Annotated in this window: 29 protein-coding genes; 23 read left to right on the plus strand and 6 right to left on the minus strand. The window is 70.7% G+C overall.

Annotated features, from left to right (window positions below; translation table 11 throughout):
- Positions 1-52 precede the first annotated feature (52 nt).
- Complete coding sequence (lexA, locus tag AC1DDU_RS14085) at positions 53-733, minus strand: transcriptional repressor LexA (RefSeq protein ID WP_477435128.1); 681 nt, start codon at positions 731-733, stop codon at positions 53-55.
- Positions 734-997: 264 nt separating this feature from the next.
- Between lexA and AC1DDU_RS14090 the strand changes: the two genes are divergently transcribed.
- The 7 genes from AC1DDU_RS14090 to AC1DDU_RS14120 all read left to right on the plus strand — a co-directional run bounded on the left by AC1DDU_RS14090 (position 998) and on the right by AC1DDU_RS14120 (position 6,939).
- Entirely contained in the window at positions 998-1,390 is a 393-nt protein-coding gene (locus AC1DDU_RS14090) for a LysM peptidoglycan-binding domain-containing protein (RefSeq protein ID WP_477435130.1), read from the plus strand.
- A gap of 55 nt (positions 1,391-1,445) precedes the next feature.
- On the plus strand, positions 1,446-2,540 hold the full coding sequence (locus AC1DDU_RS14095) for a histidinol-phosphate transaminase (RefSeq protein WP_477435132.1): 1,095 nt from the start codon (positions 1,446-1,448) through the stop codon (positions 2,538-2,540).
- Entirely contained in the window at positions 2,537-3,145 is a 609-nt protein-coding gene (gene hisB / locus AC1DDU_RS14100) for an imidazoleglycerol-phosphate dehydratase HisB (protein WP_477435134.1), read from the plus strand. The genes AC1DDU_RS14095 and hisB overlap by 4 nt, the downstream gene beginning before the upstream one ends.
- On the plus strand, positions 3,142-3,807 hold the full coding sequence (hisH, locus tag AC1DDU_RS14105; RefSeq protein WP_477435136.1) for an imidazole glycerol phosphate synthase subunit HisH: 666 nt from the start codon (positions 3,142-3,144) through the stop codon (positions 3,805-3,807). Before hisB ends, hisH begins: the two co-directional genes overlap by 4 nt.
- A 73-nt stretch (positions 3,808-3,880) precedes the next feature.
- Positions 3,881-4,627: a bifunctional 1-(5-phosphoribosyl)-5-((5-phosphoribosylamino)methylideneamino)imidazole-4-carboxamide isomerase/phosphoribosylanthranilate isomerase PriA gene (gene priA, locus AC1DDU_RS14110; protein WP_477435138.1), complete on the plus strand. Its 747-nt coding sequence runs from the start codon at positions 3,881-3,883 to the stop codon at positions 4,625-4,627.
- Positions 4,611-5,471, plus strand: a complete 861-nt coding sequence (locus tag AC1DDU_RS14115) for an SseB family protein (protein WP_477435140.1) — start codon at positions 4,611-4,613, stop codon at positions 5,469-5,471. Before priA ends, AC1DDU_RS14115 begins: the two co-directional genes overlap by 17 nt.
- A gap of 76 nt (positions 5,472-5,547) precedes the next feature.
- A complete protein-coding gene (locus tag AC1DDU_RS14120) occupies positions 5,548-6,939 on the plus strand; it encodes a pyridoxal phosphate-dependent decarboxylase family protein (RefSeq protein WP_477435142.1) in 1,392 nt (463 codons plus the stop codon).
- An 11-nt stretch (positions 6,940-6,950) separates the two neighbouring features.
- On the opposite strand, the gene AC1DDU_RS14125 is transcribed toward AC1DDU_RS14120, so the two are convergent.
- On the minus strand, positions 6,951-7,319 hold the full coding sequence (locus AC1DDU_RS14125) for a DUF1844 domain-containing protein (protein WP_477436837.1): 369 nt from the start codon (positions 7,317-7,319) through the stop codon (positions 6,951-6,953).
- A gap of 287 nt (positions 7,320-7,606) precedes the next feature.
- Between AC1DDU_RS14125 and infC the strand changes: the two genes are divergently transcribed.
- From infC to AC1DDU_RS14180, 11 genes are all read left to right on the plus strand, one after another.
- Positions 7,607-8,311 (plus strand): translation initiation factor IF-3, encoded by a 705-nt coding sequence (infC, locus tag AC1DDU_RS14130; RefSeq protein WP_477435143.1) that lies wholly within the window; start codon positions 7,607-7,609, stop codon positions 8,309-8,311.
- A gap of 70 nt (positions 8,312-8,381) precedes the next feature.
- Positions 8,382-8,576: a 50S ribosomal protein L35 gene (gene rpmI / locus AC1DDU_RS14135; RefSeq protein WP_477435145.1), complete on the plus strand. Its 195-nt coding sequence runs from the start codon at positions 8,382-8,384 to the stop codon at positions 8,574-8,576.
- A 30-nt stretch (positions 8,577-8,606) separates the two neighbouring features.
- Positions 8,607-8,990: a 50S ribosomal protein L20 gene (rplT, locus tag AC1DDU_RS14140; RefSeq protein ID WP_477435147.1), complete on the plus strand. Its 384-nt coding sequence runs from the start codon at positions 8,607-8,609 to the stop codon at positions 8,988-8,990.
- A 103-nt stretch (positions 8,991-9,093) separates the two neighbouring features.
- On the plus strand, positions 9,094-9,894 hold the full coding sequence (locus AC1DDU_RS14145) for a TrmH family RNA methyltransferase (protein ID WP_477435149.1): 801 nt from the start codon (positions 9,094-9,096) through the stop codon (positions 9,892-9,894).
- An 85-nt stretch (positions 9,895-9,979) separates the two neighbouring features.
- Complete coding sequence (locus tag AC1DDU_RS14150) at positions 9,980-10,786, plus strand: amino acid ABC transporter ATP-binding protein (RefSeq protein ID WP_477435151.1); 807 nt, start codon at positions 9,980-9,982, stop codon at positions 10,784-10,786.
- A gap of 118 nt (positions 10,787-10,904) precedes the next feature.
- Positions 10,905-11,819, plus strand: a complete 915-nt coding sequence (locus AC1DDU_RS14155; RefSeq protein ID WP_477435153.1) for a glutamate ABC transporter substrate-binding protein — start codon at positions 10,905-10,907, stop codon at positions 11,817-11,819.
- A gap of 71 nt (positions 11,820-11,890) precedes the next feature.
- Positions 11,891-12,538: an amino acid ABC transporter permease gene (locus AC1DDU_RS14160; protein WP_477435155.1), complete on the plus strand. Its 648-nt coding sequence runs from the start codon at positions 11,891-11,893 to the stop codon at positions 12,536-12,538.
- On the plus strand, positions 12,535-13,446 hold the full coding sequence (locus AC1DDU_RS14165) for an amino acid ABC transporter permease (protein ID WP_477435157.1): 912 nt from the start codon (positions 12,535-12,537) through the stop codon (positions 13,444-13,446). The genes AC1DDU_RS14160 and AC1DDU_RS14165 overlap by 4 nt, the downstream gene beginning before the upstream one ends.
- A 66-nt stretch (positions 13,447-13,512) precedes the next feature.
- Complete coding sequence (pheS, locus tag AC1DDU_RS14170; protein ID WP_477435159.1) at positions 13,513-14,553, plus strand: phenylalanine--tRNA ligase subunit alpha; 1,041 nt, start codon at positions 13,513-13,515, stop codon at positions 14,551-14,553.
- On the plus strand, positions 14,553-17,087 hold the full coding sequence (gene pheT / locus AC1DDU_RS14175; protein WP_477435161.1) for a phenylalanine--tRNA ligase subunit beta: 2,535 nt from the start codon (positions 14,553-14,555) through the stop codon (positions 17,085-17,087). The genes pheS and pheT overlap by 1 nt, the downstream gene beginning before the upstream one ends.
- A 79-nt stretch (positions 17,088-17,166) precedes the next feature.
- The gene (locus tag AC1DDU_RS14180; protein ID WP_477435163.1) at positions 17,167-18,147 is read left to right on the plus strand and encodes an NAD-dependent epimerase/dehydratase family protein; all 981 of its coding nucleotides are present in this window, start codon (positions 17,167-17,169) and stop codon (positions 18,145-18,147) included.
- Here the strand turns inward: AC1DDU_RS14180 and AC1DDU_RS14185 are convergent.
- The 4 genes from AC1DDU_RS14185 to AC1DDU_RS14200 are packed head-to-tail and all read right to left on the minus strand — an operon-like array spanning position 18,138 to position 20,782.
- On the minus strand, positions 18,138-18,890 hold the full coding sequence (locus tag AC1DDU_RS14185) for an ABC transporter permease (protein WP_477435165.1): 753 nt from the start codon (positions 18,888-18,890) through the stop codon (positions 18,138-18,140). The genes AC1DDU_RS14180 and AC1DDU_RS14185 overlap by 10 nt on opposite strands.
- On the minus strand, positions 18,890-19,831 hold the full coding sequence (locus tag AC1DDU_RS14190) for an ABC transporter ATP-binding protein (RefSeq protein WP_477435167.1): 942 nt from the start codon (positions 19,829-19,831) through the stop codon (positions 18,890-18,892). Before AC1DDU_RS14190 ends, AC1DDU_RS14185 begins: the two co-directional genes overlap by 1 nt.
- A complete protein-coding gene (locus tag AC1DDU_RS14195; RefSeq protein ID WP_477435169.1) occupies positions 19,828-20,127 on the minus strand; it encodes a transcriptional regulator in 300 nt (99 codons plus the stop codon). The genes AC1DDU_RS14190 and AC1DDU_RS14195 overlap by 4 nt, the downstream gene beginning before the upstream one ends.
- A complete protein-coding gene (locus AC1DDU_RS14200; RefSeq protein ID WP_477435171.1) occupies positions 20,120-20,782 on the minus strand; it encodes a hypothetical protein in 663 nt (220 codons plus the stop codon). Before AC1DDU_RS14200 ends, AC1DDU_RS14195 begins: the two co-directional genes overlap by 8 nt.
- Positions 20,783-21,073: 291 nt before the next feature.
- On the opposite strand from AC1DDU_RS14200, the gene argC reads away from it, so the two are divergent.
- From argC to argF, 5 genes are read left to right on the plus strand one after another with little or no spacing between them, the layout of a single operon-like run.
- Positions 21,074-22,144 (plus strand): N-acetyl-gamma-glutamyl-phosphate reductase, encoded by a 1,071-nt coding sequence (argC, locus tag AC1DDU_RS14205; protein WP_477435173.1) that lies wholly within the window; start codon positions 21,074-21,076, stop codon positions 22,142-22,144.
- Positions 22,141-23,298, plus strand: a complete 1,158-nt coding sequence (gene argJ, locus AC1DDU_RS14210; RefSeq protein WP_477435175.1) for a bifunctional glutamate N-acetyltransferase/amino-acid acetyltransferase ArgJ — start codon at positions 22,141-22,143, stop codon at positions 23,296-23,298. Before argC ends, argJ begins: the two co-directional genes overlap by 4 nt.
- Entirely contained in the window at positions 23,295-24,194 is a 900-nt protein-coding gene (gene argB / locus AC1DDU_RS14215; RefSeq protein ID WP_477435177.1) for an acetylglutamate kinase, read from the plus strand. The genes argJ and argB overlap by 4 nt, the downstream gene beginning before the upstream one ends.
- Positions 24,191-25,405, plus strand: coding sequence for an acetylornithine transaminase (locus AC1DDU_RS14220; RefSeq protein WP_477435179.1), 1,215 nt, complete (start codon positions 24,191-24,193; stop codon positions 25,403-25,405). Before argB ends, AC1DDU_RS14220 begins: the two co-directional genes overlap by 4 nt.
- A complete protein-coding gene (argF, locus tag AC1DDU_RS14225; protein WP_477435181.1) occupies positions 25,402-26,325 on the plus strand; it encodes an ornithine carbamoyltransferase in 924 nt (307 codons plus the stop codon). The genes AC1DDU_RS14220 and argF overlap by 4 nt, the downstream gene beginning before the upstream one ends.
- The last annotated feature ends 19 nt before the right edge of the window (positions 26,326-26,344 follow it).

The raw sequence follows: 26,344 nt of genomic DNA on the forward strand, positions 1-26,344 counted from the left end.
CCGCTCCGCGCGAGCCGAACGGCTCGTCGCGGACGAACGGGGGAGAACGGCGTCAGACCGCGCGCAGCACCGCGACGACCTTGCCGAGCACGACCGCCTCGTCGCCGAGGATGGGTTCGAATGCGGAGTTGCGGGGCAGCAGCCAGGTGTGCCCGTCGCGCTGGCGGAATGTCTTGACGGTGGCTTCGCCGTCGAGCATGGCGGCGACGATCTCGCCGTTGTCGGCGGTCGCCTGCGAGCGGACCACGACCCAGTCGCCGTCGCAGATCGCGGCGTCGATCATCGACTCGCCGGACACCTTCAGCATGAACAGGTCGCCCTTGCCCACCAGCTGACGGGGGAGCGGGAAGATCTCCTCCACCTGCTGCTCGGCCGTGATGGGGACCCCGGCCGCGATGCGCCCGACCAGCGGCACGAGTGCGGCGTCGCCCACGGAGGGCGCGGTGTCGGCGGGGCTCTCGGTCGACGTGCCGGGCAGGTCGATGAGCACCTCCATCGCGCGCGTCTTCCCTGCGTCGCGGCGCAGATAGCCGCTCAGTTCGAGCTGGTTGAGCTGATGGGTGACGCTCGAGAGCGACTTGAGGCCGACGGCGTCGCCGATCTCGCGCATGCTCGGCGGGTAGCCGTGGCGCGCGATGGAGCGCTGGATCACCTCGAGGATCGCGAGCTGCTTGTCGCTGAGGCTCTTGCGCCGACGAGTCTGGGGCTTCTCGCGCCCGGCCGCGTCGCTCATCTTCCGGCTCCCGTTCTGCGCTCCGCCGTCGAGCGCTGTTTCTTCGAATGTCGGAGGCCCGTGGTGGGGTTCCCGTATCGAAACCGTATCCGGATCCGATGCGTCTGGGGAACAACCTCGCCGCGTGTCGCGTTCGAGAGATCGCCGTCGGGATCCGGTATTGACATCGTAGAGACTCGAAGATAACTTCGGAAGAGAGGTTCGCATTCTCCACTCCCGGCCGAGTGGGGAATGCGAATCTCTCCCCACCAGGAGGAGAACAGCATGACTGCGATCGGCTACACGACGTCCGTCCCTTCGCCTGCTCGCGCCGTCGGCACCGCCGCCCGGCGTGCAACGCGACTCCGACTGACCGTCCGCGGGCGCCGCGTGCTGGCGCTGCTCGCAGCTCTGCCCGCGGTGATCGCGCTGTGCGCCGCCATCCTGGGTGGGGGTGCGGCCCTCGCATCGCGCGACGCCGGCGCACCGGCGGGCACGTTCCCCACGATCACCGTCTCGGCCGGCGAATCGCTCTGGACCATCGCCGAGGAGGTCGCCCCCGATCGCGATCCCCGCGATGTCGTCGATGAGCTCGTTCGCCTGAACGCCCTCGACACCGTGGCGGTGGAGGTCGGGCAGCAGCTCGCCATTCCGGCGGAGTACGCCGCCGGTCGCTGATCCCGGCGGCGGGTGTGACGTCACGCGGCTCGGGGCGACGGCATCCCGCTCTACCATGGGAGGGGTGAGCGTACGCCTCGAAGACCTCCCTCTCCGCGCCGATCTCCGGGGGTTGAAGCCCTACGGTGCTCCGCAGGCACCGCTCCCGGTCGCCCTCAACGTCAACGAGAACACGCATCCCGTGCCGCAGGAGGTCGCGGACGACATCCTCGACTCGATCGCTCTGGCGCTGCGGGACGTCAATCGCTACCCCGACCGTGAGTTCACGGCGCTGCGCGAAGGGTTCGCGGACTACCTCGGCCACGGGCTGACCCGCGATCAGATCTGGGCGGCGAACGGCTCGAACGAGGTGCTCCAGCACCTGCTGCAGGCCTTCGCCGGTCCCGGGCGCACCGCGTTCGGGTTCTCGCCGACCTACTCGATGTACCCGCTCCTGTCGCGCGGTACGGGTGCCGAGTGGATCTCCGGCACACGCGCCGACGACTACACCGTCGATGCTCAGGATGCCGCCTCCCAGGTCGCCGACGCCGCGCCCGACGTCGTCTTCCTGTGCTCGCCGAACAACCCCACCGGTACGCCGCTCGGCCTCGACGTGGTCGAGGCCGTGTACGAGGCCACCGACGGCATCGTGATCGTCGACGAGGCGTACTTCGAGTTCGCCCCCCGCGAGGAGCGCTCTGCGCTGACGCTGCTCCCCGGCCGTGAGCGGCTGGTGGTCTCGCGCACCATGAGCAAGGCATTCGCCTTCGCCGGTGCCCGCGTGGGTTACCTCGCGGCCGACCCCGCCCTCATCGACGCGCTGCGCCTGGTGCGCCTGCCGTACCACCTGAGCGCCCTGACGCAGGCGGCCGCGAGCGCGGCGCTGCGGCACGCCCCGGTCATGCTGCGGATGGTGGACGAGATCGTCGCCCAGCGCGACCGCATCTCTGCGACGGTCGAGGCCCTCGGGTACGCCCCGCACACGTCGTGGACGAACTTCGTGCTGTTCGGCGGCGTCCCCGATCCCGCGGCCACCTGGCAGGCGCTGTACGACGAGGGTGTGCTGATCCGCGATGTCGGCATCCCGCACCACCTGCGCGTGACGGCGGGCACCGAGGACGAGACGACCGCGTTCCTCGACGCCCTGGCCTCGGTAGGATCGGCCGCATGAGCGCCGCACCCCGCACCGCCTCGCTCCGTCGGGCGACGAGCGAGTCCACGGTCGAACTCGAACTCGATCTGGACGGCACCGGCCGCAGCCGGATCGACACCACGGTGCCGTTCTTCGACCACATGCTGACCGCCTTCGCGAAGCACTCGCTCACCGATCTCACCGTGCGCGCCTCCGGCGACACCGACATCGACGCCCACCACACCGTGGAGGACATCTCGATCGTGCTCGGTCAGGCGATCCGCGAGGCGCTCGGCGACAAGTCCGGCATCTCGCGCTACGGCGACGCCCTCGTGCCCCTCGACGAGGCGCTGGCGCAGGCCGTGGTCGACATCAGCGGGCGCCCCTACCTCGTGCACACGGGCGAGCCCGAGGGCTTCGAGCACCACCTCATCGGCGGGCACTTCACCGGGTCGCTGGTGCGCCACACCTTCGAGGCGATCTCGTTCAACGCCGCGCTCACGGTCCACGTCCGCGTGATCTCGGGTCGTGACCCGCACCACATCGCCGAGGCCGAGTACAAGGCCTTCGCGCGCGCGTTCCGCCAGGCGAAGGCCCTGGACCCCCTCGTCGAGGGCATCCCCAGCACGAAGGGCGCCCTGTGAGCGACCTCGCCCCGGCGGACAAGCCGCTGGTAGCGGTCCTCGACTACGGCTCGGGCAACGTCCACTCCGCGGTCAAAGCACTCATCGCCGCGGGCGCCGACGCCCGCCTGACGTCGGACCGCGGCCTGGTGATGGATGCCGACGGCCTCTTCGTACCGGGCGTCGGTGCGTTCCGCGCGGTCGCCGAGGCGCTGCGTGCGAGCCGCGGCGACGAGCTCATCGAGCGCCGCCTCGCCGGCGGGCGCCCCGTCATCGGCATCTGCGTGGGCATGCAGATCTTCTTCGAGCGCGGCGTCGAGCGCGGCATCGACACCGAAGGCATGGGGGAGTGGCCCGGCGTCGTGACCGAGCTCGATGCGCCGGTGCTGCCCCACATGGGCTGGAACACCGTCGAGGTCGGTGCGGGCTCGCGACTGTTCCGCGGCATCGAGCACGAGCGGTTCTACTTCGTCCACTCCTTCGGCGCGCAGAAGTGGCTCCTCGATGTGCAGCCGCCGTTCCCGGAGCCGGTGCTGACGTGGTGCGAGTACGGCACCCCGTTCCTCGCCGCGGTCGAGAACGGACCGCTCTCGGCCACCCAGTTCCACCCCGAGAAGTCGGGGGATGCCGGCATCCGACTCCTCGCGAATTGGATCGACGGCCTCGGCGGGGCTACCCTCTGAGACCGTGCCGTCTGCCGGGGCGCATGCCCGGCCTACCATCTCGCACAACTGCCGACTCTTCTGTCAGGGAACCATGAACGATTTCGCGTCCACACCCAAGCTCGTCCTGCTGCCCGCGGTCGATGTCGCCGACGGCAAGGCCGTCCGTCTCACCCAAGGTGAGGCCGGCACCGAGACGAGCTACGGCGACCCCGTCGACGCGGCGCTGGACTTCGCGCGCCAGGGCGCGGAGTGGATCCACCTCGTCGACCTCGACGCCGCCTTCGGCCGCGGGTCCAACGCGGGCGTGATGCGCAAGGTGATCAAGCAGGTCAAGGGCGTGCAGGTCGAGCTGTCGGGCGGCATCCGCGACGACCGCACCCTCGAGGCCGCGCTCGAGAGCGGCGCCTCGCGCATCAACCTCGGCACGGCGGCCCTCGAGAACCCCGAGTGGGCGGCCGACGTGATCGGCCGCTACGGCGACGCGATCGCCGTCGGCCTCGACGTGCGCGGCACGACGCTCGCCGCCCGCGGCTGGACGCGCGAAGGCGGGGACCTGTGGACGGTCCTGGACCGCCTCGAGTCGGCCGGCTGCAGCCGGTACGTCGTCACCGACGTCACCAAGGACGGCACCCTTCAGGGCCCCAACCTCGACCTGCTGCGTGAGCTGACCACGCGCACCCCCAAGCCGATCGTCGCCTCCGGCGGCGTGTCGAGCCTCGATGACATCGCGGCGCTGCGCGACCTGGTTCCGCTGGGCGTGGAAGGTGCGATCGTCGGCAAGGCGCTGTACGCCGGCGCCTTCACGCTCGCCGAGGCGCTGGATGTCGCCGGATACTGACCCGCACGACGCCGCCCACGGGCGCGACGCCGCCCACGGGCACGACGCCGCCCACGGGCGCGACGCCGCGCACGGGCGCGACGCCGCGCACGGGCACGGCGGCGACTCCGCCGGCGTCCCGTGGGAGGGCCGCAGCTTCCAGGCGAACCCGCACGCGGCCGACGACGGCTCGGCCGATCCGGCGCTGCTCGCGGCGCTCACCGCGTTCCGTGCCGGCGCGGGCGATCAGCGCGCCGTGGTCGACGCCTACCGTCACGCGCGCCTGCTGATCCCGCTGGTCGCCGAGAAGGGCGATCACGGCATCGGCCCGCACGGGCTCGAGGTCGACAAGACGCAGGAGCTCTCGATCGTCACGGTGGCCGCGCCCGACGGACGGCGGGTGCTGCCGGTGTTCACGTCCGTCGCGGCGATGCAGCGATGGGATGCCGCGGCCCGGCCCGTCCCTGCGGACGGCGTGCGCACCGCGCTGGCGGCCGCGGCGGACGACACCGACCTCATCGTGGTCGATCCCGGGTCCGAGACCGAGTTCGTCCTGCGCCGCCCGGCGGTCTGGGCGATCGGCCAGCAGCATGCGTGGGAGCCGAGCTTCCTCTCGCCCGAGGTGTTCGCCGGGCTGCACGACAGCATCGGCGGCGAGCTCGCCGTGATCGACCTCGCCGTCGACGCGGGCGACCCCGACGCGCGTCTGCGCGGACCGGAGCTCATCGTGAAGCTGCAGCTCATGAACGGCCTCGACAAGGCGGAGCTGGATGCCGTGCTCGGCCGGCTGGCGAAGCGGTGGGCCGCCGACGACCGCATCGCGGTGCTCGTCGACTCGCTCACGGTGAAGCTCGTCCGCACCTGACCGGCGACAGAGGTATCCCCTCGGGCGTAGAGTCCTCCTGTCTCTCGACGGCGCGAACCAGCCGCAGGAGGTCGCAATGGAGCATCCCGAGTCCACCGCCTCTGCGCGCGCGCTCAGCGCCGCGTCCGAGTCCGCGAAGGCCTGGCTCGCCGCCCTCGACGAGAGGCCGATCCCGCCCCGTGTCGACATCGAGGACGTCAAGGACGCCCTCGGCCGCCGCCTGGACGATGCCGGGCAGGATGCCGAGGCCGTCGTCCGTCACCTCGCCACGGCGGTGGAGCCCGGCCTCATGGGGATGCCGAGCGCGCGGTTCTACGGCTGGGTGATCGGGGGTACGCAGCCGGCGGCTCTCGCGGCGGACTGGCTCGTCTCGACGTGGGACCAGAACACCGCGCTGCGGGCCGTGACGCCTGGCGTGGTGGCCGCGGAGGAGCTCGCGGGGGAGTGGATCCTCGACCTGCTGGGCCTTCCCGCCGGGTCGGACGTCGGCTTCGTCACCGGCGCGACGGTCGCGAACTTCACCTGCCTGGCGGCCGCCCGCGATGCGGTGCTGCGCGATGTCGGGTGGGATGCATCGCTGCAGGGACTCGCCGGCGGGCCCCGCGTGCGGGTCATCGTCGGCGCCGAGCGTCATGACACGGTGGACCACGCCGTGCGGATGCTGGGCCTGGGTGCCCCTGTCGTCGTCCCTGCCGACGCCGAGGGACGCATCGACGTCGCCGCCCTGGAGGCCGAGCTCGCGCTCGACCATGCGCCGACGATCGTCGTGCTGCAGGCGGGGAACCTCCACTCCGGCGCGTTCGACGACTTCGGCCCCGCGATCGACGCCGCCCACCTGCACGGGGCGTGGGTGCACGTCGACGGCGCGTTCGGGCTGTGGGCGGCGGCATCCGCCCGCACCCGCCCACTCGTGGCGCACGTGGAGCGGGCGGACTCGTGGGCGACCGATGCGCACAAGACGCTCAGCGTGCCGTACGACTGCGGCATCGCGATCGTCGCCGATCCGGCGGCGCTGCGTGCGGCGATGGGGATGTCGGCGAGCTACCTCAGCCGCACCGCCAGCGCCGACCACGGCGACCCGCACGATCGCGTGCCCGAGCTGTCGCGCCGCGCGCGCGGCGTGCCCACGTACGCCGCGTTGCGCGCGATGGGGCGCGAGGGCGTCGCGGCGCTCGTGGAACGACTGACGGATGCCGCGACCGGCCTCGCGGCGGGGCTCTCGCGTCTTCCCGGGGTCGAGGTGCTCAACGACGTCGCGTTCACGCAGGTGTGCGTGGCGCGCATCGACGACGAGGGGACGGACGCCTGGGCGGACGCGCTGCGCGCGGACGGCGTCGCGTTCGCGTCGTCCTCGCAGTGGCGCGGCCGCGCGGTGCTGCGGTTCTCGGTGAGCAACTGGGGCACCGACGACGCGCAGGTGGCGCGCACGCTGGAGGCGGCGGCATCCGCTCTCCTGCGCGCGGGCTGATCAGCGCCGGATCAGGTGACCGGGCCGGTCCACTTCTCGCCGGGGCCCTTGCCGATGGGGTCGGGGATGACGGAGGCCTCGCGGAAGGCGAGCTGCACCGAGCGCAGGCCGTCGCGCAGCGACCGGGCGTGCATGTCGCTGATCTCGGGGGCTCCTGCCGTGATGAGTCCGGCGAGGGCGTTGATGAGCTTGCGCGCCTCGTCGAGGTCGGTCTGCGTCTCGGGGTCGTCGGCGAGGCCGACCTTGACCGCGGCCGCGCTCATCAGGTGGACGGCCGCCGTCGTGATGACCTCGACGGCCGGCACGTCGGCGATGTCGCGGGATGCCGCAGCCGCCGCCCGCTCCTGCTCCTCCCAGCGCGCCTGACGTTCGGCGTCCACCGCCGTCGGGTCCGCTGTCTGGCCGTCCTGGTCTCGAATCGTGTCCACGCCGTTCTCTCTGATAGACTGCTGCGGTCTCCGGTGCGTTCTGTACCGGATCGGAAAGTGGATCACATCCCACCCGCGCTTGCCGTTCCAGGCTACCGGGTCATGCACTCCGCCTCGGACCGTCATGGTCAGGGGTAGCCGCCAGGGCGACCGGGCGGGAGCTCCGTCAGAGGAGAGGGTGCAGGAAGTCGGCGCTGAAGCGTCCTGACGGGTGGAGTGGATCCTCTTCCGCCCGCGACATGAACGTGTGTCGCGGTGGTCCAGCCCTCTTACCCAAGGAGTTCCGCATCAGCGATCCCCGCACCAACGACCGCATCCGGGTGCCCGAGGTCCGCCTCGTCGGCCCGAACGGAGAGCAGGTCGGCGTCGTCCGCATCGAGGTGGCGCTGCGCCTGGCCCAGGAGGCCGACCTCGATCTCGTCGAGGTGGCCCCCAACTCGAAGCCGCCTGTGGTCAAGATCATGGACTACGGCAAGTTCAAGTACGAGGCCGCGCAGAAGGCCAAGGAAGCGCGTCGCAACCAGGCGAACACCGTCCTCAAGGAGGTCCGGTTCCGTCTGAAGATCGAGGCTCACGACTACATCACCAAGCTCAAGCGCGCCGAGGGCTTCCTCCAGTCCGGCGACAAGGTGAAGGCCATGATCCTGTTCCGCGGTCGCGAGCAGTCGCGCCCCGAGCAGGGTGTGCGACTTCTCCGCAAGTTCGCGGAGGACGTGGCCGAGTTCGGCACCGTCGAGTCGAACCCCACGATCGACGGCCGCAACATGGTGATGGTGATCGCCCCGCACAAGAACAAGTCCGAGGTGAAGACCGAGCAGAACGCTCAGCGCGCCGCGAACAAGGAGGCGGCTCGTTCCGCCCGCACCGGCGGCGCACCGGCACCCCAGGCTGAGACCGAGGCCGAGGCGCAGACCGCCGCGGCCGAGACCGCTCCGGCCGAATAGGCCCCACAGACTCCCGCACCGCGGGATACCGACTCCCGCCTGTGCGGGAAGTGAAACGAAGGAAGAAGAGATGCCGAAGCAGAAGACCCACTCGGGCGCCAAGAAGCGCTTCAAGGTCACGGGCAGCGGGAAGCTCATGAAGCAGCAGGCGAACCTTCGCCACAACTTCGAGGGCAAGCCCACGCGCCGTACCCGCCGCCTGTCGCAGGACCAGGTCCTCGCGAAGGGCGACGCCAAGGTCGCCAAGAAGCTCCTCGGCCTCTGAGCGCCGACGCAGGAATAGGAATCAATCGAAATGGCTAGAGTCAAGCGGGCCGTCAACGCCCACAAGAAGCGTCGCGTCATCCTCGAGCGCGCCTCGGGTTACCGTGGTCAGCGTTCGCGCCTGTACCGCAAGGCGAAGGAGCAGGTCACCCACTCGCTCGTCTACGCGTACCGCGACCGTCGCAAGCGCAAGGGCGACTTCCGCCGCCTGTGGATCCAGCGCATCAACGCCGCTGCCCGTCAGAACGGCATCACGTACAACCGCTTCATCCAGGGCCTCGGCCTCGCGGGTGTGCAGGTCGACCGCCGCATGCTCGCCGAGCTCGCGGTGAACGAGCCCAAGACGTTCACGTCGCTCGTCGAGACGGCCAAGAAGGCGCTGCCCGAGAACGTCAACGCTCCCAAGAGCGCCTGACACCGGCATCCCTCGTTCGAAAGGGGCGTCCTCCTCACGGAGGGCGCCCCTTTCGCGTACCGCATGACGGCGCGTGGCCCAGCCACGCCCATAGACTGATGCCGTGCTCGAGAACCCCCGCTCACCGCGTGTGCGTGCCGTCGCCAAGCTGACCAAGCGCAGCGCCCGCCAGGAGACGGGGCTCTTCCTGCTGGAGGGTCCGCAGGCCGCCCGTGAGGCGCTGGCGTACCGTCCGGACACGCTCGTCGAGATCTTCGCGACGCCGACGGCGCTCGACAAGCACACCGATGTGCGCGACGCCGCGAAGGATGCCGGCCTCGAGGTCGTTTACACCACCGAGGCCGTGCTCGACGCGATGGCCGACACGGTGACCCCGCAGGGCATCGTCGCGGTCGCCCGGCAGTCGCCGACCTCGCTGCGGGACGTCTTCGCGTCCTCGCCCCGCCTGGTTGCGATCTGCGAGGAAGTGCGCGATCCGGGCAACCTCGGCACCATCATCCGCGCGGCCGACGCTGCCGGCGCCGACGCCGTGATCCTCACGGGACGCACCGTCGACCCGTACAACCCGAAGGTGGTGCGCGCGACCACCGGGTCGCTGTTCCACGTTCCGGTCGCCGTCGGGGTCGATCTCGCGACGGCCGTGCAGAAGGCCCACGCCGCCGGGGTGCGCGTCATCGCCGCGGACGTCGGGGGAGGCGACTTCCTCGCCTCGCGCGACCTCCTCGCCGAGCCCACGGCGTGGCTCTTCGGCAACGAGGCGCGCGGGCTCGACGACGACGCGCTCGCCCTGACAGACCTGTCGCTGCGGCTTCCGATCTACGGTGCCGCCGAGTCGCTCAACCTTGCGACGGCCGCGAGCGTCTGCCTCTACGAGACCGCGTTCGCGCAGCGCGCCGTCCGCTGAGACGCTCGGCACCGCCTGTTACAAGACGGTTAAGGTCGCACCGGGCCCCTGGCATCGTGTCGGAGCACGGCTCTAGGGTGGCGCTATGACGACGCCCGACGACAGTGCGCCGGATCCGCAGGCCCCACCGACGAGCAACATCTCGGTGCGCCGAGGGGATCCCCTCGTCCAGATCACGAATGTGCAGAAGCACTACGGCGACTTCCAGGCGCTGAAGGACATCGACCTCACCGTCAACCGCGGCGAGGTGGTGGTGGTGATCGGGCCGTCCGGTTCGGGCAAGTCGACACTCTGCCGCACGATCAACCGGCTCGAGACCATCACCAGCGGCACCATCACGATCGACGGCAAGGAGCTGCCGAAAGAGGGCAAGGCGCTCGCAGGGCTCCGCGCGGACGTCGGCATGGTGTTCCAGTCCTTCAACCTGTTCTCCCACCTCACGATCCTCGAGAACGTCACCCTCGGGCCGATCAGGGTGAAGAAGATGAAGAAGGCGGATGCCGAGGCCCTGGCCAAGCAGCTCCTGGACCGCGTCGGAGTGGGGCATCAGGCATCCAAGCTCCCCGCGCAGCTCTCCGGCGGGCAGCAGCAGCGCGTCGCGATCGCCCGCGCCCTCGCGATGCAGCCGAAGGTCATGCTCTTCGACGAGCCGACCAGCGCCCTGGATCCCGAGATGATCAACGAGGTGCTCGACGTCATGGTCGGCCTCGCCCAGGACGGCATGACGATGATCGTCGTCACCCACGAGATGGGGTTCGCCCGCAAGGCGGCGGATCGGGTCGTCTTCATGGCCGACGGGCAGATCGTCGAGGAGGCGACCCCCGAGCAGTTCTTCACCAACCCGCAGAGCAACAGGGCGAAGGACTTCCTGTCCAAGCTCCTGACCCACTGACCAGCCGCTCGGCCATCGAAAGGACGACCACCGGGCACGAGACAGCAGACTTCGACTCCGCACGAACCCGACGTCGGATATACGGAACCCGTGGAAACACACGCAACAGGAGGAACACATGCGCAAGACGAAGTTCATCGCCGGCGTCGGCCTGGCCGCCGCCGCACTGCTCGCACTGACGGCATGCAACAGCGGCACGCCCGGTGCAGAACCCAGCGCGACCGGGGGCGGCGGCGAGGAGACCTCGAGCACGCCGTGGACCGTGGCGACCGACGTCACCCTCGAGGGCAGCCCCACCTTCGACGCGATCTCCGAGCGCGGCAGCGTCAAGGTCGGCGTCAAGGAGGACCAGCCCGGCCTCGGCTACCTGGACCCGACGACGGGTGAGCGCACCGGCTTCGACATCGACATCGCGCGGTGGATCGCGGCATCCCTCGGCTACGACGAGGACAAGATCGAGTTCACCCCGATCGCCTCGGCCAACCGCGAGCAGGCGATCGTGAACGGCGACATCGACTACTACGTCGGCACCTACTCGATCACCGACAAGCGCAAGGAGCAGATCTCCTTCGCCGGCCCCTACTTCGTCACGGGGCAGGGTCTGCTCGTCGCCGCCGACAACGACACGATCACCGGGCCCGACTCGCTCACCGCCGACATGGTGGTGTGCTCGGCGACCGGATCCACCTCGATCCAGCGGATCAAGGATCTCGGCACCGCGCAGACGAAGGAGTACGACACGTACTCGTCGTGCGTCGAGGACCTGAAGAACGGTCAGGTCGACGCGGTCACCACCGATGAGGCGATCCTCATCGGCTACGCCGCACAGGACCCCGACAACCTGAAGGTCGTCGGCGACGTCTTCAGCGAGGAGCGCTACGGCGTGGGCCTGCAGAAGGGCGACACCGCCATGCAGGAGTTCATCAACACGATGTTCACCGACGGCGGCGACATCTGGCAGCAGATCTTCGACAACAACCTCGGCGCATCCGGCGTGAAGGCGGAGCAGCCCGAGGTCGACCCGGCCGACTGATCGCGTTCTCGTGGCGGCGCCGCATCGGCGCCGCCACGAGACGGAAGTCGCGGAGAAGGGAAGGAGGTGCCATGGGAGTCATCACCGACAACGCCGATCTGTGGGGCGTGGCCATCGTCGGCACGCTGGTGCTGTTCTTCGGCGGCGGGCTGATCGCCCTCGTTCTCGGCTTCATCGTGGGCGCCATGCGGGTGTCGCCGGTGCCGATCGCGCGCGCCGTGGGCGGGGTCTACGTCAACTGGATCCGCAACACCCCGCTGACGCTCGTGATGTTCTTCTTCGCGTTCTGCCTGCCGATCCTGCTGCAGCAGCGGGTCTCCGCGATCCTGCTCGCGACCGTGGCGCTCGGCATCTACACGGCCACCTACGTCGCCGAGACGATCCGGTCGGGCGTGAACACGGTGCCGGTCGGGCAGGCCGAGGCCGCCCGTGCGCTCGGCCTGACGTTCGGTCAGGTGATGACGCTCATCGTGCTCCCGCAGGCGACGCGCTCGGTGATCCCGCCGATGATGAGCGTGTTCATCGCACTGCTGAAGAACACGACGGTGGCCGCGGGCTTCTCCGTGCTGAACCTGGGCTCGGTCCGCTCGAATCTCAGCGAACGCGGCGAGAACCAGCTCGTCGTGCTGCTGTGGGTGATGGTGGTCTTCGTCGTGCTGGTGCTGCTGCTCGCCTGGCTGCAGCGCACGCTCGAGCGCCGATGGAGGATCGCACGATGAGCGGCTCGGTCCTCTACGACGTCCCCGGCCCGCGCGCGGTCGTACGCAACCGCATCATCGGCGCGGCGACGATCCTCGTCGTGCTGCTGGTGGCCGGCTGGGTGATCTGGCGCATGGCAGAGACCGGTCAGTTCAGCCCCGAGAAGTGGGAGCTGTTCACCTACACCGCCATCTGGATGCTGTTCCTCGAGGCGACCTGGAACACGCTCGCCGCGTTCGGCGTCGCGGCCGTGGGGGCGATCATCCTCGGCTTCATCCTCGCGCTCGGCCGCATGTCCGATCACGCGTGGCTGCGGGTGCCGGTCGGCTGGATCGTCGAGATCCTGCGCGCGATCCCGGTACTGGTCTTCATGATGCTGCTGTACTACGGCCTGCCGGTAGCCGGCGTCAAGATGTCGCCCTACTGGGCCGTGGTCATCGCGCTGATCGCCTACAACGGCTCGGTGCTCGCGGAGGTGTTCCGCGCCGGCGTCGAGTCCTTGCCGCGCGGGCAGAGCGAGGCCGGGTATGCGATCGGTCTGCGCAAGTCCGGTGTGATGCGCCTGGTGCTGCTGCCGCAGGCGGTCCGGGCGATGCTGCCGGTGATCATCTCGCAGCTCGTGGTGACGCTCAAGGACACCGCCCTCGGCTTCATCATCACCTACCCCGAACTGCTCTACGTGGTGAAGCTCCTCGGCTCCCAGGCGCTGTACCACTCGCCGCTCATCCCGTCGGCGATCATCGGCGGCTCGATCTACGTCGCGCTCTGCCTCGCGCTGTCGTACATCGCGTACCTGGTGGAGAAGCAGACACGGCGCTCGCCCAAGGTGCAGGTCGCCGAGCCCGGCGGACCCGATGAGCTGACGACCGCCACCGAGGCGATCGCCGCCGGTCGCGGTCTCGGCAGGTACGACGCCAGCGGGCTGTGAGCCCGCAGGCCGCCTGCCGGGACTTCCGGCCGGTGGCCCGCCCCGCCGTCGGTAGACTCGTGTTTCGTGTCTGACGTTGCCGAAATCACCCCCGAGGCGGTGAACGCCGCCGTCGACGACGCCCTCGAGGCCGTCGCCGCCGCGGCCGACACCGCTGCGCTGAAGGCCGCACGGTCCGCGCACTCCGCCGAGGGCTCGCCGCTGGCGAGACTCAACGCGCGGCTGCGCGATGTGCCCAACGACAAGAAGGCCGAGTTCGGCAAGCTCGTCGGTCAGGCCCGCGGTCGGGTGAACCAGGCGTTCGCCGCCCGCGAGGAGGAGCTCGCCGCCGCCGAGACGGCCGCGAGGCTCGAGGCCGAGCGCGTCGACATCACTGCCCTCGCGGCCCGCGCGCGCGTCGGGGCGCGGCATCCGATCTCCCTCCTGCAGGAGCAGATCGCCGACATCTTCGTCGGCATGGGGTGGGAGATCGCGGAAGGTCCCGAGCTCGAGCACGAGTGGTTCAACTTCGACGCGCTGAACTTCGACGTCGATCACCCCGCACGTCAGATGCAGGACACGTTCTTCGTCGACCCGGTGGAGCGCCACCTCGTGATGCGCACCCACACCAGCCCGGTGCAGGTGCGCTCGATGCTCGAGCGCGATCTGCCGCTGTACGTGCTGTGCCCGGGCCGGGTGTACCGCACCGACGAGTTCGACGCGACGCACCTGCCCGTGTTCACCCAGTTCGAGGGCATCGTCGTCGACAAGGGGATCACGATGGCCCACCTCAAGGGCACGCTCGACCACGCCGCGAAGGTGCTGTTCGGTGCCGAGGCGAAGACGCGGTTCCGCGCGAACTTCTTCCCCTTCACCGAGCCGTCGGCCGAGCTCGACCTGTGGCATCCGACCTTCAAGGGCGGTGCGCGATGGATCGAGTGGGGCGGCTGCGGCATGATCAACCCCAACGTGCTGCGCGCGGCGGGGATCGACCCCGAGGAGTACTCGGGCTTCGCGTTCGGCATGGGCATCGAGCGGACGCTGATGTTCCGCAGCGACGTCCAGGACATGCGCGACATGGCCGAAGGCGATGTCCGCTTCAGCGAGCAGTTCGGAATGGTGGTCTGATGCGCGTCCCGCTCTCATGGCTTCGTGAGTACGTCGACGTCCCGGCGGATGCCTCGCCCGAGGACGTCCTCGCGGCGCTGGTGCGCGTCGGGTTCGAGGAGGAGGACGTCCACCGGTTCGACCTGCAGGGTCCGATCGTCGTCGGCGAGGTGCTCGAGTTCGTCGAGGAGCCGCAGTCCAACGGCAAGACCATCCGGTGGTGCCAGGTGCGCGTCGCGCCCGACGGCGAGACCGCGGCGGACGGCGGCGACGCGGTGCACGGCATCGTCTGCGGCGCCCGCAACTTCTTCGTCGGCGACAAGGTCGTGGTGACGCTCCCGGGCGCGGTGCTGCCCGGCCCGTTCCCGATCGCCGCCCGCAAGACGTACGGCCACGTGTCGGACGGCATGATCGCCTCGGCGCGCGAACTCGGCCTCGGCGACGAGCACAACGGCATCCTGCGGCTCGTCGAGCTCGGCATCGACGCCCCGGTGGGCACCGACGCGATCGCGCTGCTGGGCCTGGACGACGTCGCCGTCGAGATCAACGTGACGCCCGACCGCGGCTACGCGCTGTCGATCCGAGGTGTCGCCCGCGAGTACTCGCACTCGACCGGCGCCCCGTTCCGCGACCCGGCCGACCGGCCGTGGGAAGAGGTGGCCCCCGGTGCCGGGTTCCCGGTCAGCGCCGACGACCTCGCCCCGATCCGCGGGCGCGCCGGCGTGACCGAGTTCGTGGCGCGCGTGGTGCGCGACGTGGACCCGACCAAGCCCACGCCCGCGTGGATGATCTCGCGCCTGTCGCTGGCCGGCATCCGCTCCCTCGGCATCCTCATCGACATCACGAACTACGTGATGCTCGAGCTCGGCCAGCCGATCCACGGCTACGACCTCGACAAGCTGCAGGGCGGCATCACGGTGCGCCGCGCGACCGCGGGCGAGAAGCTCGAGACGCTCGACGGCAAGGTCCGCACGCTCGACCCCGAAGACCTGCTGATCACGGACGAGTCGGGTCCGATCGGCCTGGCCGGCGTCATGGGCGGCGGCACCACCGAGATGGGCGAGACCACCCGCAACGTGCTGATCGAGGCGGCCACCTTCGACACGGTGTCGATCGCCCGCACGGCGCGCCGCCACAAGCTGCCCAGCGAGGCGTCCCGTCGCTTCGAGCGCGGCGTCGACCCGCTCGTGCCGTTCGTCGCCGCACGGCGCGTGGCCGACCTCATGGTCGAGTACGCCGGCGGCACCAGCGACGACGAGTACGGGGCGGCGCTGTTCGCCGAGGTGTTCATCGCGGGCATCGAGCTGCCGCCGACGTTCGTGCAGCGGCTCATCGGCGTCGACTACACGCCTGGCCAGATCGAGGCCGCGCTGCGGCTGATCGGCTGCGACGTCGTGGGAGCCGAGGGCAGCGAAGGATGGCAGGTCATCCCGCCGTCGTGGCGCCCCGACCTCACCGACAAGTGGACGCTCGCCGAGGAGGTCGCCCGCATCGAGGGCTACGACCGCATCCCGTCGGTCCTGCCGCTGCCGCCGTCGGGCCGCGGGCTCACCGCCGCCCAGCAGGGGCGTCGCCGCGTCGCGAACGCGCTCGCTGCGGCGGGCTTCGTCGAGACGCCGTCGTTCGGGTTCACCACCGAGGAGCAGAACGACCTCCACGGTTCGCCGTCGGGGGAGCACCTGCCGAGCGTGAAGCTCGCGAACCCGCTCGACGGCCAGGCGCCGTTCCTGCGCCGCTCGCTCGTGCCCGGGCTCCTGCAGGTCGCCCACCGCAACGTCTCGCGCGGCTTCACCGACCTGTCGCTGTTCGAGACCGGCGCCGTCTTCCTCCCGAAGCCGGGCGTGCAGTACGGCACGTCCTTCGTGCCGCCGCTGGCGGTGCGACCGGATGCCGCCACGCTCGCCGAGCTGGACGCGTCGATCCCGCCGCAGCACCGCCACGTCGCGGTGCTGCTGACCGGCAGCCTCGTCGCGAAGCAGCCCGGTGTGACGCCGGTGACGGCGGAGCTCACCGACGCCCTCGACGCGGTGCGCACGATCGCCGCCGCAGCGGGAGTCTCGATCGACGTCGCGCAGGGGCAGCGGGCCGCGCTGCACCCCGGGCGCACCGGTGTGCTGTCGGTCGACGGCACCGAGGTCGGGTACGTCGGAGAGCTCCTGCCCGCCGTGGCGGCGGCATCCGACCTTCCGGGTCGCGTGATCGTCGCCGAACTCGACCTCGACCTCGTGCTCTCGCTCGCCGGCGAGAAGGTCGTCGCGGCGTCGCTGTCGGGCTTCCCCGCTGCGACGCAGGACGTCTCGCTCGTGCTCGGTGCCGACGTTCCTGCCGCGGAGGTGCGCGACGCGCTCGCCACCGGCGCGGGGGAGCTGCTCGAGTCGCTGCGCCTGGTGGACGACTACCGCGGCGACGGCGTTCCCTCGGGCGAGAAGAGCCTGACGTTCGCGCTGCGCTTCCGCGCGCCCGACCGCACGCTCACCGCGGCCGAGGCGACCGAGGCGAAGCTCGCGGGCGTCGCTGTCGCGACCGAGCGGTTCGGCGCGAGCCTTCGGGAGTAGTCCGCGCACCCAGCCGAGCACCGTTCTGCCGCCGGCAGAGGCGGATGCCGCATCCCGATGCGTCTGATTGGCTGTAGCCATGACCGACGTACTGGTGCTGGGCGGAACGGGATGGCTGAGCGGGCGGATCGCCCGGGCGTGGGCGGATGCCGGAGCATCCGTGACCTGTGTCGCCCGCGGCGGCCGCCCCGCGCCGGCAGGGACGACGCTCGTGATCGCCGACCGTGAGGCCGTCGACGCGTACGACGCCGTCGCCGATCGCGAATGGGACGAGATCGTCGACGTGTCGTCGAACCCGGCCCATGTCGCGGCGGCCGTCGCGGCGCTGGCGGACCGCGCGGCGCACTGGACCTACGTGTCGAGCCTGTCGGCCTATGCGCGCGTCGACGTCCTCGGCCAGGACGAGAGCGCGGAGGTGCAGGTGCCCACGCAGCCGGGTGAGGAATCCGACTACGGCCGCGACAAGTCCGCCGCGGAGGCGACGGTGCGCGATGCGCTGGGCGACCGGGCGGCGGTGGTGCGGCCGGGACTGATCGTCGGGCCGGGCGATCCGTCCGACCGCTTCGGCTACTGGGTGTCGCGGTTCGCGCTCGCGGGAGACGGACCGGTACTCGTGCCGGAGATCGACGGGGAGCCCGCGGAGGTCATCGACGTCGACGACCTCGCGGCGTTCGCCGTCGAGATCGGCCGGGCCCGGTGGGACGGCACCGCGAACGCGATCGGCGACGTGCTGCCGTTGCGCGATGTGCTCGGTCTGGCACGCGAGGTCGCCGGGCACACCGGCGCCGAAGTCGCGGCATCCGCCCCCTTCCTCGTCGAGCACGAGGTCGGGTACTGGGCGGGCCCACGGTCACTGCCGCTGTGGCTGCCCGACGACATGCCGGGGTTCATGACCCATCGCAACGACGTCTACCGAGCGGCGGGCGGAACGCTGCGGTCGCTGCGCGCCACGCTCGAGCGCACGCTCGCCGACGAGCGCTCGCGGGGCCTCGACCGCGAGCGGCGCGCCGGACTCACGCGGGACGACGAGCTCGCGCTGATCGCCGAGCTTCAGCGATAGCGGCGCCCCTCGTCGCGGCGGTACAGCCAGACCGCGACGACGCCGAGCACGACGGTCCAGATGAGGATGCCGATCACTGCCCACAGCGGCGCTCCGGTGCCGGTGGCAGTGCCGACGACGATCTCGCGCGCCTGACGCACCGGGAGGGTCTTCGACACGGCGTCGAGCCAGTCCGGGAACATCACCGGCGGCAGGAACAGGCCGCCGCCGAAGGCGAGGAGGAACATCGCGACCTGCGTCACCGCGATGGCAGCCTTGGGTCCGCACGTGGTGCCGATGATGACGCCGATGAGTGCGGACGGGACCGCGGTCACGATGACCAGGCCGATCGCTGCGAGCGCGTCCAGCGGCTGCGGGTCGGCGGCGGTGAACACCGCTCCGATGACCAGGAGCGGCACCATCGCGAGTGTCGCGACCACGAGCGTCGCCGTCATGAGCCCGACGATGCGGGCGGCCGGGGCACCGGGGAGGGTGCGGAGGTACGGCGCCCACGGCTTCGCCCGCTGCTCGGCGAGGTCGAGCCCGATGGAGAACAATCCGGCCGACATGAACGCGAACACCACCATCGACGCGATCGCCGCGGTCGCGAACGCGGGGTTCTCGACCACCATGCGCTGCGGGAGCACGAACAGGCAGAACGCGAGCGTGGGGAACGCGAGCGACCCGATGACGGCGATCGGCACGCGTGCCGTCTCGAGCAGGTTGTACTTCGTGTGGACGGCGGCAAGGCTCAGCGTGGACATCACGCGGCTCCCTTCGTGATGGAGAGGAAGGCCTCCTCGAGGGTCGCGCCGCGCACGGTGAGACCCGAGAAAGGGAGATCGGATGCCACCAGCCGGCGCACGAATGCATCCGAGTCGGCGAGCACCGCGGTCACGGTGGCCGCATCGGCGTCCTCGGTGACGGCGGCCTCCGGCGCGATCGCGCGGATCGCCTCGGCGGGGACGCCGCGCAGCGTGACCCGCTGACGTGCGACGCCCGACACGATGGCGGCGATCGAGTCGTCCGCGCGCACGACGCCTTCGTCGATGACGACGACACGCTGTGCGAGCTGCTCGATCTCCTCGAGGTGGTGGCTGGTGACGACCACGGCGCACCCCTGCGCGTTGCGCGAGCGCACCGCATCCCACAATGCGCGCCGGCCGTCGACATCCAGGCCGGTCGTCGGCTCGTCCAGCAGGACGAGGTCGGGGTCGCCGACGAATGCCAGCGCGACCGCCACCCGTCGCTGCTGCCCGCCGGAGAGGGCGCCGCACTGCTTGTTGAGGAGGTCGCCGAGACCGAACTCGTCGACGATGCGCGAGCGGTCCGCAGGTGCGGGGTAGTGGGCGGCGACGAAGTCGAGCACCTCCCGCACCTTCAGCGCCTCCGGCAGGGCCGTGGCCTGCGGCGTCGTGCCCAGGCGGGTGCGCGAGGCGGCCGAGCGGGGATCGCCGCCGAAGAGGGCGACCGAGCCCGAGGTGGGCATGCGCAGCCCCTCGACGAGGGTGAGCAGGGTGGTCTTGCCGGCACCGTTGGGTCCGAGCAGCCCGACGCATTCGCCGGCCCGGATGTCGAGCGAGACCCCGTCGAGGGCCGTGACGTCGCCGAATCGCTTGACGACGGCATCCGTGTGAACGAGGACGTCGGTGCGCACCTGTGTGCGGGTGCCGGCCCCGGTGGCGGGGGAGAGGGTGGTGTTCATCGCGAACCTCCGAGGAGTTCGAGCAGTTGCGTGCGGTACGCGCGGAATGCCGCGCGCCCGGCGGGGGTGATGGTCACGAGGGTGGTGGGCTTGCGCCCCGAGAAGGTCTTGGTGCTCTCGACGTAGCCCGCGGTCTCGAGCTTCGCCAGGTGCGTGGTGAGGTTGCCCGGGGTCATGTCGAGGAGCTTCTGGAGCGCCGGGAAGGTGATCTCGTCGCCGTCCTCGAGCGCCTCGTAGAGCGTCGTCACGATGCGCAGGCGCGCCGGCGCGTGGATGACGGGGTCCAGCTCAGTCATGTGCGCTCTCCCGCCGCGGCTCGACAGGCAGCACACCGCGCGCCAGCAGCACGGCGACGACGATCATCGCGATCGGTCCCGCGATCGCGTAGACGAGGTAGTGGTACGGCGCGCCGACGAAGGTCGCGATCGCCACGAGCGCGATCATGACGATGCCCAGGACGTACTGCACGGGGGAGCGCCACAGCGCTCCGCCGGCGAGATACAGGACGCCCACCATGAGCACGAAGGCCCCGGGGTAGAGCAGCGCGGCCGCTTCGGTGCTCAACCCCGCGCGCTGGACGCCCATGAGCAGCAGCCAGGTGCCGACCATCGAGATCGTCCATGACCAGCCGTAGAGCATCCCCTGCAGCTGCGACCGGCCGCGGATCCCGGACGCGCCGCTGCGGACGCCGGTCACGATCGACCAGATGATCGCCCCGAGGATGCACGCGCCGAACACCGACCAGGCGACGGGCGCGGGGAGCACGTCGGCGCCGCCGACGCCCTGTCCGAACCAGAGGGCGCCGAAGCCGACGGCCCAGGCCGCCGCCCACACCAGGAGCAGGATCGTGTAGCCGCGCAGAAGCTTGCGCTGGGTGCTCCGGCGCTGCGACTGCATCAGCTCGAACATGTGCGCCGCGTCAGTGGGCGCATCCGGATCCTCGGTGGTCATGCAAAGTACTTTGCAATACAAAGTGCTTTGCGTCAAGCGGCAATATCCGTCGTCGGAGATCGGATGCCTCGCCCCGGCGATTTGGCAACGTCCCACGGCAGCCGCTATCGTCGGCGCATGCCTTCGGCGACCCAGGGACTCTCGACGCTCGTTCCGAGCGCCGCTCCCGCGCGCCGACGCCGTCTGGGCGAGCGCCGACTCTAGGCGACCCCGCACGCCGTCCTGTCATGGACCGCTGCGAGCGGGCGTCGCCGTCTCCGGCCCACGCACCCAGACTCTAAGGTGGAATCCATGACATATTCGGTCGCCGTCTCCGGCGCATCCGGCTATGCGGGCGGCGAGATCCTGCGGATCCTCGCCGCGCATCCCGACGTCGAGATCCGCACCGTGACCGCGCACTCCAACGCGGGACAGCCGCTCATCCAGCACCAGCCCCACCTCCGCTCGCTCTCGCATCTGACCCTGCAGGAGACGACCCCCGAGATCCTCGCGGGTCACGACATCGTGTTCCTCGCCCTGCCGCACGGGCAGTCCGGGCAGTACACCGACGCCCTCGGCGACACGCCGCTGGTGATCGACGCCGGCGCCGACCACCGGCTCGAGTCGATCGCCGACTGGGACGCCTTCTACGGGGGCGACTTCCACGAGCCGTGGGTCTACGGGGTCCCCGAGCTCCCCGTCGCCGGTGCGAAGCAGCGTGAACGGCTGGTGGGGGCATCCCGCATCGCCGCGCCCGGCTGCAACGCGTCGACCGTGTCGCTGTCGCTCGCCCCGGGGGTGGCCGCCGGGGTCATCGACCCGTCAGACATCGTGACGGTGCTCGCCGTCGGTCCGTCCGGCGCCGGCAAGAGCCTCAAGCCGAACCTCCTCGCCAGCGAGATCCTCGGGTCCGTCAACCCCTACGCGGTGGGCGGCACCCACCGGCACATCCCCGAGATCCGACAGGCGCTCGCCGCGGCCCGCGGCGCGCAGACCGGCGAGGCCACGCCGGACGAGGGCATCCGCATCTCGTTCACCCCTGTCCTGGTGCCGATGGCGCGGGGCATCCTCGCGACCTCGACGGCGCGCATCGCGCCGGGCACGTCCGACGACGAGATCCGCGCCGCGTGGGAGGCCGCATACGGCGACGAGACCTTCGTGCAGCTGCTGCCGGCGGGGGACTTCCCGCGCACGGCCGACGTGATCGGCGCGAACACCGCGCTGATGGGCCTCGCGATCGACCGCGCGGCGAACCGCGTCACCGTCGTGACGGCCGTCGACAACCTCGTCAAGGGCACGGCCGGAGCCGCCGTGCAGTCCATGAACATCGCGCTGGGCCTCGCCGAGGGCACCGCGCTCACCGTGAACGGAGTAGCCCCGTGAGCGTCACCGCGCCCCAGGGATTCGAGGCGGCCGGCGTCGCCGCAGGGTTGAAGTCGACCGGCAAGCCCGACGTGGCGGTGGTCGTCAACCGCGGACCGCTCAAGGTCGGCGCGGCCGTCTTCACGAGCAACCGTGCCAAGGCGAACCCGATCATGTGGTCGCAGGAGGTCATCCGCGACGGCGTGGTCGAGGCGATCGTCCTCAACTCCGGCGGGGCGAACTGCTTCACGGGGTCATTCGGCTTCCAGACCACGCACCAGACCGCCGAGAAGGCCGCGCAGCTGCTCGAGGTGAGCGCCGGCGACATCCTGGTGTGCTCGACCGGCCTCATCGGCACCGGCGACGAGGTCTTCCGAGCCAAGGTGCTCTCCGGGACGGAGCAGGGCATCTCCGAGCTCTCCGGCGACGGCGGGGAGGCGGCATCCCTGGCCATCATGACGACCGACTCGAAGCCGAAGCGCGCTGTCGCGACGGGCGACGGGTGGACGGTCGGCGGCATGGCGAAGGGTGCCGGGATGCTGGCGCCCGGCCTGGCGACGATGCTCGTGGTGATCACGACCGACGCCGTGCTGGACGCGGCGCAGGCCGACGCGGCGCTGCGCGCCGCCACCGGCCGCACCTTCGACCGGCTCGACTCGGACGGCTGCATGTCGACGAACGACCAGGTCACCCTCATGGTCAGCGGTGCCTCCGGCGTCACCCCCGACCCCGACGCGTTCGCCGTGGCGCTCGCCCAGGTCTGCCAGGACCTCGCGCAGCAGCTGCAGGGCGATGCCGAGGGCGCGAGCCACGACATCACGATCGAGGTGATCAACGCGGCGTCGGAAGCCGACGCCGTGGAGGTCGGCCGCTCGGTCGCCCGCAACAACCTCTTCAAGGCAGCGATCTTCGGCAACGACCCGAACTGGGGCCGTGTGCTGGCCGCGATCGGCACGACCCAGGCCGCCTTCGACCCCTACGACGTCGACGTCTGGATGAACGGCGTGCGCGTGTGCACGGCGGGCGGTCCCGACGCGCCGCGCGAGGCCGTCGACCTGACGCCGCGCGCGACGCACCTCGTCATCGACCTGAAGGTCGGCGCGGACGCCGCGACGATCCTCACCAACGACCTCACCCACGACTACGTCCACGAGAACAGCGCGTACTCCTCATGACCGACCTGCAAGATACCGATCCCGGCGAGGCCAGCGCGCGGGCGGTGACCCTCATCGAATCGCTGCCGTGGCTCAAGCGCTTCCGCGACCAGATCGTGGTGGTGAAGTACGGCGGCAACGCCATGGTGTCGGAGGAACTGCAGGATGCCTTCGCCGCGGACATCGCCTACCTCCGCTATGTCGGGGTCAAGCCCGTCGTCGTGCACGGCGGAGGACCGCAGATCTCCTCGATGCTCGACCGCCTCGCGATCCCGAGCGAGTTCAAGGGCGGCTATCGCGTCACCTCGACCGAGGCGATCTCGGTCGTGCGCATGGTCCTGACCGGCCAGATCAACCCGCAGCTGGTGTCGAAGATCAACGCCCACGGCCCGGTCGCGACCGGGCTCAGCGGCGAGGACGCCGGCCTGTTCGGCGGGCGCCGCCGTGGGGTCGTGATCGAGGGTGTGGAGCACGACCTCGGCCGTGTCGGCGACGTCGTCCAGGTCGACCCGCAGCCGGTGCTCGACCAGATCGAGGCCGGCCGCATCCCGGTGGTCTCGAGCATCGCCCCCGACCTCGACCACCCGGGACACTCGCTGAACGTCAACGCGGATGCCGCGGCATCCGCTCTGGCCGTCGCGCTCGGCGCCGCGAAGCTCGTCGTGCTCACCGACGTCGCCGGGCTCTACGCCGACTGGCCCAACCGCGACTCGCTCGTATCGCACCTGGACTCGACGCAGCTGCGCGAAATGCTGCCGACGCTCGAGTCGGGCATGATCCCGAAGATGACGGCGTGCCTGGAGGCCGTCGAGGGCGGCGTGGAGACCGCTGCCATCATCGACGGGCGGGTGCCGCATTCGGTGCTCGTGGAGATCTTCACCAGTAAGGGAATCGGAACAGAGGTGGTGCTCGGATGACGTGGCAGGACGATGCGGGGCGCGACCTCGTCAAGAGCTTCGGTGCTCGCATGCAGATGTTCGTGCGCGGTGAGGGCTCATACCTCTGGGATGCCGACGGCAAGCGGTACCTCGACTTCCTCGCGGGGATCGCGGTCGACTCGCTCGGTCACGCCCACCCCGTCTTCGTCGATGCGATCGCGACGCAGGCCGCGACGCTGGCGCACGTGTCGAACTACTTCGCGACGCCGCCGCAGCTCGCCTTGGCGGCGACGCTGAAGCGTCTGGCCGGCACGGGCGATGAGGGTCGCGTGTACTTCGGCAACTCCGGCGCCGAGGCCAACGAGGCGGCCTTCAAGCTCGCCCGCCTGCACGGCGGCGCCGAGCGGCCGCGCATCCTCGCGCTCACCGACGCGTTCCACGGCCGCACGATGGGCACCCTCGCCCTCACCGGCAAGCCGTACATGCAGGAGCCGTTCCTCCCGATGACGCCCGGCGTCGAGTTCATCGACTCCACCGTCGAGGCGCTCGAGGCGGCGATCGACGACCGCGTCGCCGCGCTGTTCGTCGAGCCCGTCAAGGGCGAGGCCGGCGTGCTGCCGCTGCCCGAGGGGTACCTCGCCGCCGCGCGCGAGATCACCGAGCGCCACGGTGCGCTCCTCATCATCGACGAGATCCAGACCGGCGCCGGCCGCACGGGGGAGTGGTTCGCCTTCCAGCACGAGGGCATCACCCCCGACGCCATCACCGTCGCCAAGGGCATCGGCGGCGGCTTCCCGATCGGAGCGCTCATCACGTTCGGCGTCGCCAGCGAGCTGTTCTACCCGGGCACCCACGGCTCGACCTTCGGCGGCAACGCCCTGGGCACCGCCGTCGCCGGCGCGGTCCTCGGCGAGATCGAGCGCGCCGACCTGGTCCGCAACGCCGCCGAGCGCGGCGGGCAGCTGCGCGCGGCGATCGAGGGCATCGACTCCGAGCTGATCGCCGGATGCCGCGGCACCGGGCTGCTGATCGGCGTGGGGCTGCGGCATCCTGTCGCCAAGGCGCTCGTCGCGGCCGCGCAGGAGCACGGCCTCGTCATCAACGCCCCGAACGACGACACGATCCGCCTCGTGCCCGCGCTCACGATCGGCGACGTCGAGATCGACGAGTTCGTCGAGCTGTTCACCGCGTCACTGCGCACGGTCGAGGACGCCCTCGTGCTCGAGACCCCGACGGAGGTTCCCGCATGACCCGCCACCTGCTGCGCGACGACGACCTGACGCAGTCCGAGCAGAACGAGATCCTCGACCTCGCGGTCTCGCTCAAGAAGGATCGCTGGAAGCTGAAGCCCCTCGAGGGGCCGCAGACGGTCGCGGTGATCTTCGACAAGTCCTCGACCCGCACGCGGGTGTCGTTCGCGGTGGGCATCGCCGACCTCGGCGGCTCTCCGCTGATCATCTCGACCGCGAACAGCCAGCTCGGCGGCAAGGAGACGCCGGCCGACACGGCACGCGTCCTCGAGCGCCAGGTGGCCGCGATCGTCTGGCGCACCTATGCGCAGGCCGGGCTCGAGCAGATGGCGGAGGGCACGCGGGTGCCCGTCGTCAACGCGCTCAGCGACGACTTCCACCCGTGCCAGCTGCTGGCCGATCTGCTCACCATCAAGGAGCACAAGGGGGAGCTCGCCGGGCTCACGCTGGCGTTCTTCGGTGACGGCAAGTCGAACATGGCCCATTCGTACGTGCTGGCCGGCGTCACCGCCGGCATGCACGTGCGCGTCGCGTCGCCCGAGTCGTACGCGCCCCGCGACGACGTGATCGCCGACGCCGACCGTCGCGCCGCCGAGACCGGCGGCTCGGTCGCGCTCTACACCGACCCGAACGAGGCCGCGGCCGGTGCCGACGTGATCGTCACCGACACATGGGTGTCGATGGGCAAGGAGGAGGAGAAGCTCGAGCGCCTGCGCGACCTCGGCGGGTACAAGGTGACCCAGGAGCTGATGTCGCTGGCCGAGGACGACGCGATCTTCATCCACTGCCTGCCCGCCGACCGCGGCTACGAGGTCGACGCCGAGGTGATCGACGGTCCGCAGAGCGTCGTGTGGGATGAGGCCGAGAATCGGCTCCATGCCCAGAAGGCGCTCCTGGTCTGGCTGCTGCGTCAGGACTGATCGGCTGACGGGGCCACGT

This window comes from Microbacterium sp. 05T445, assembly GCF_056395865.1.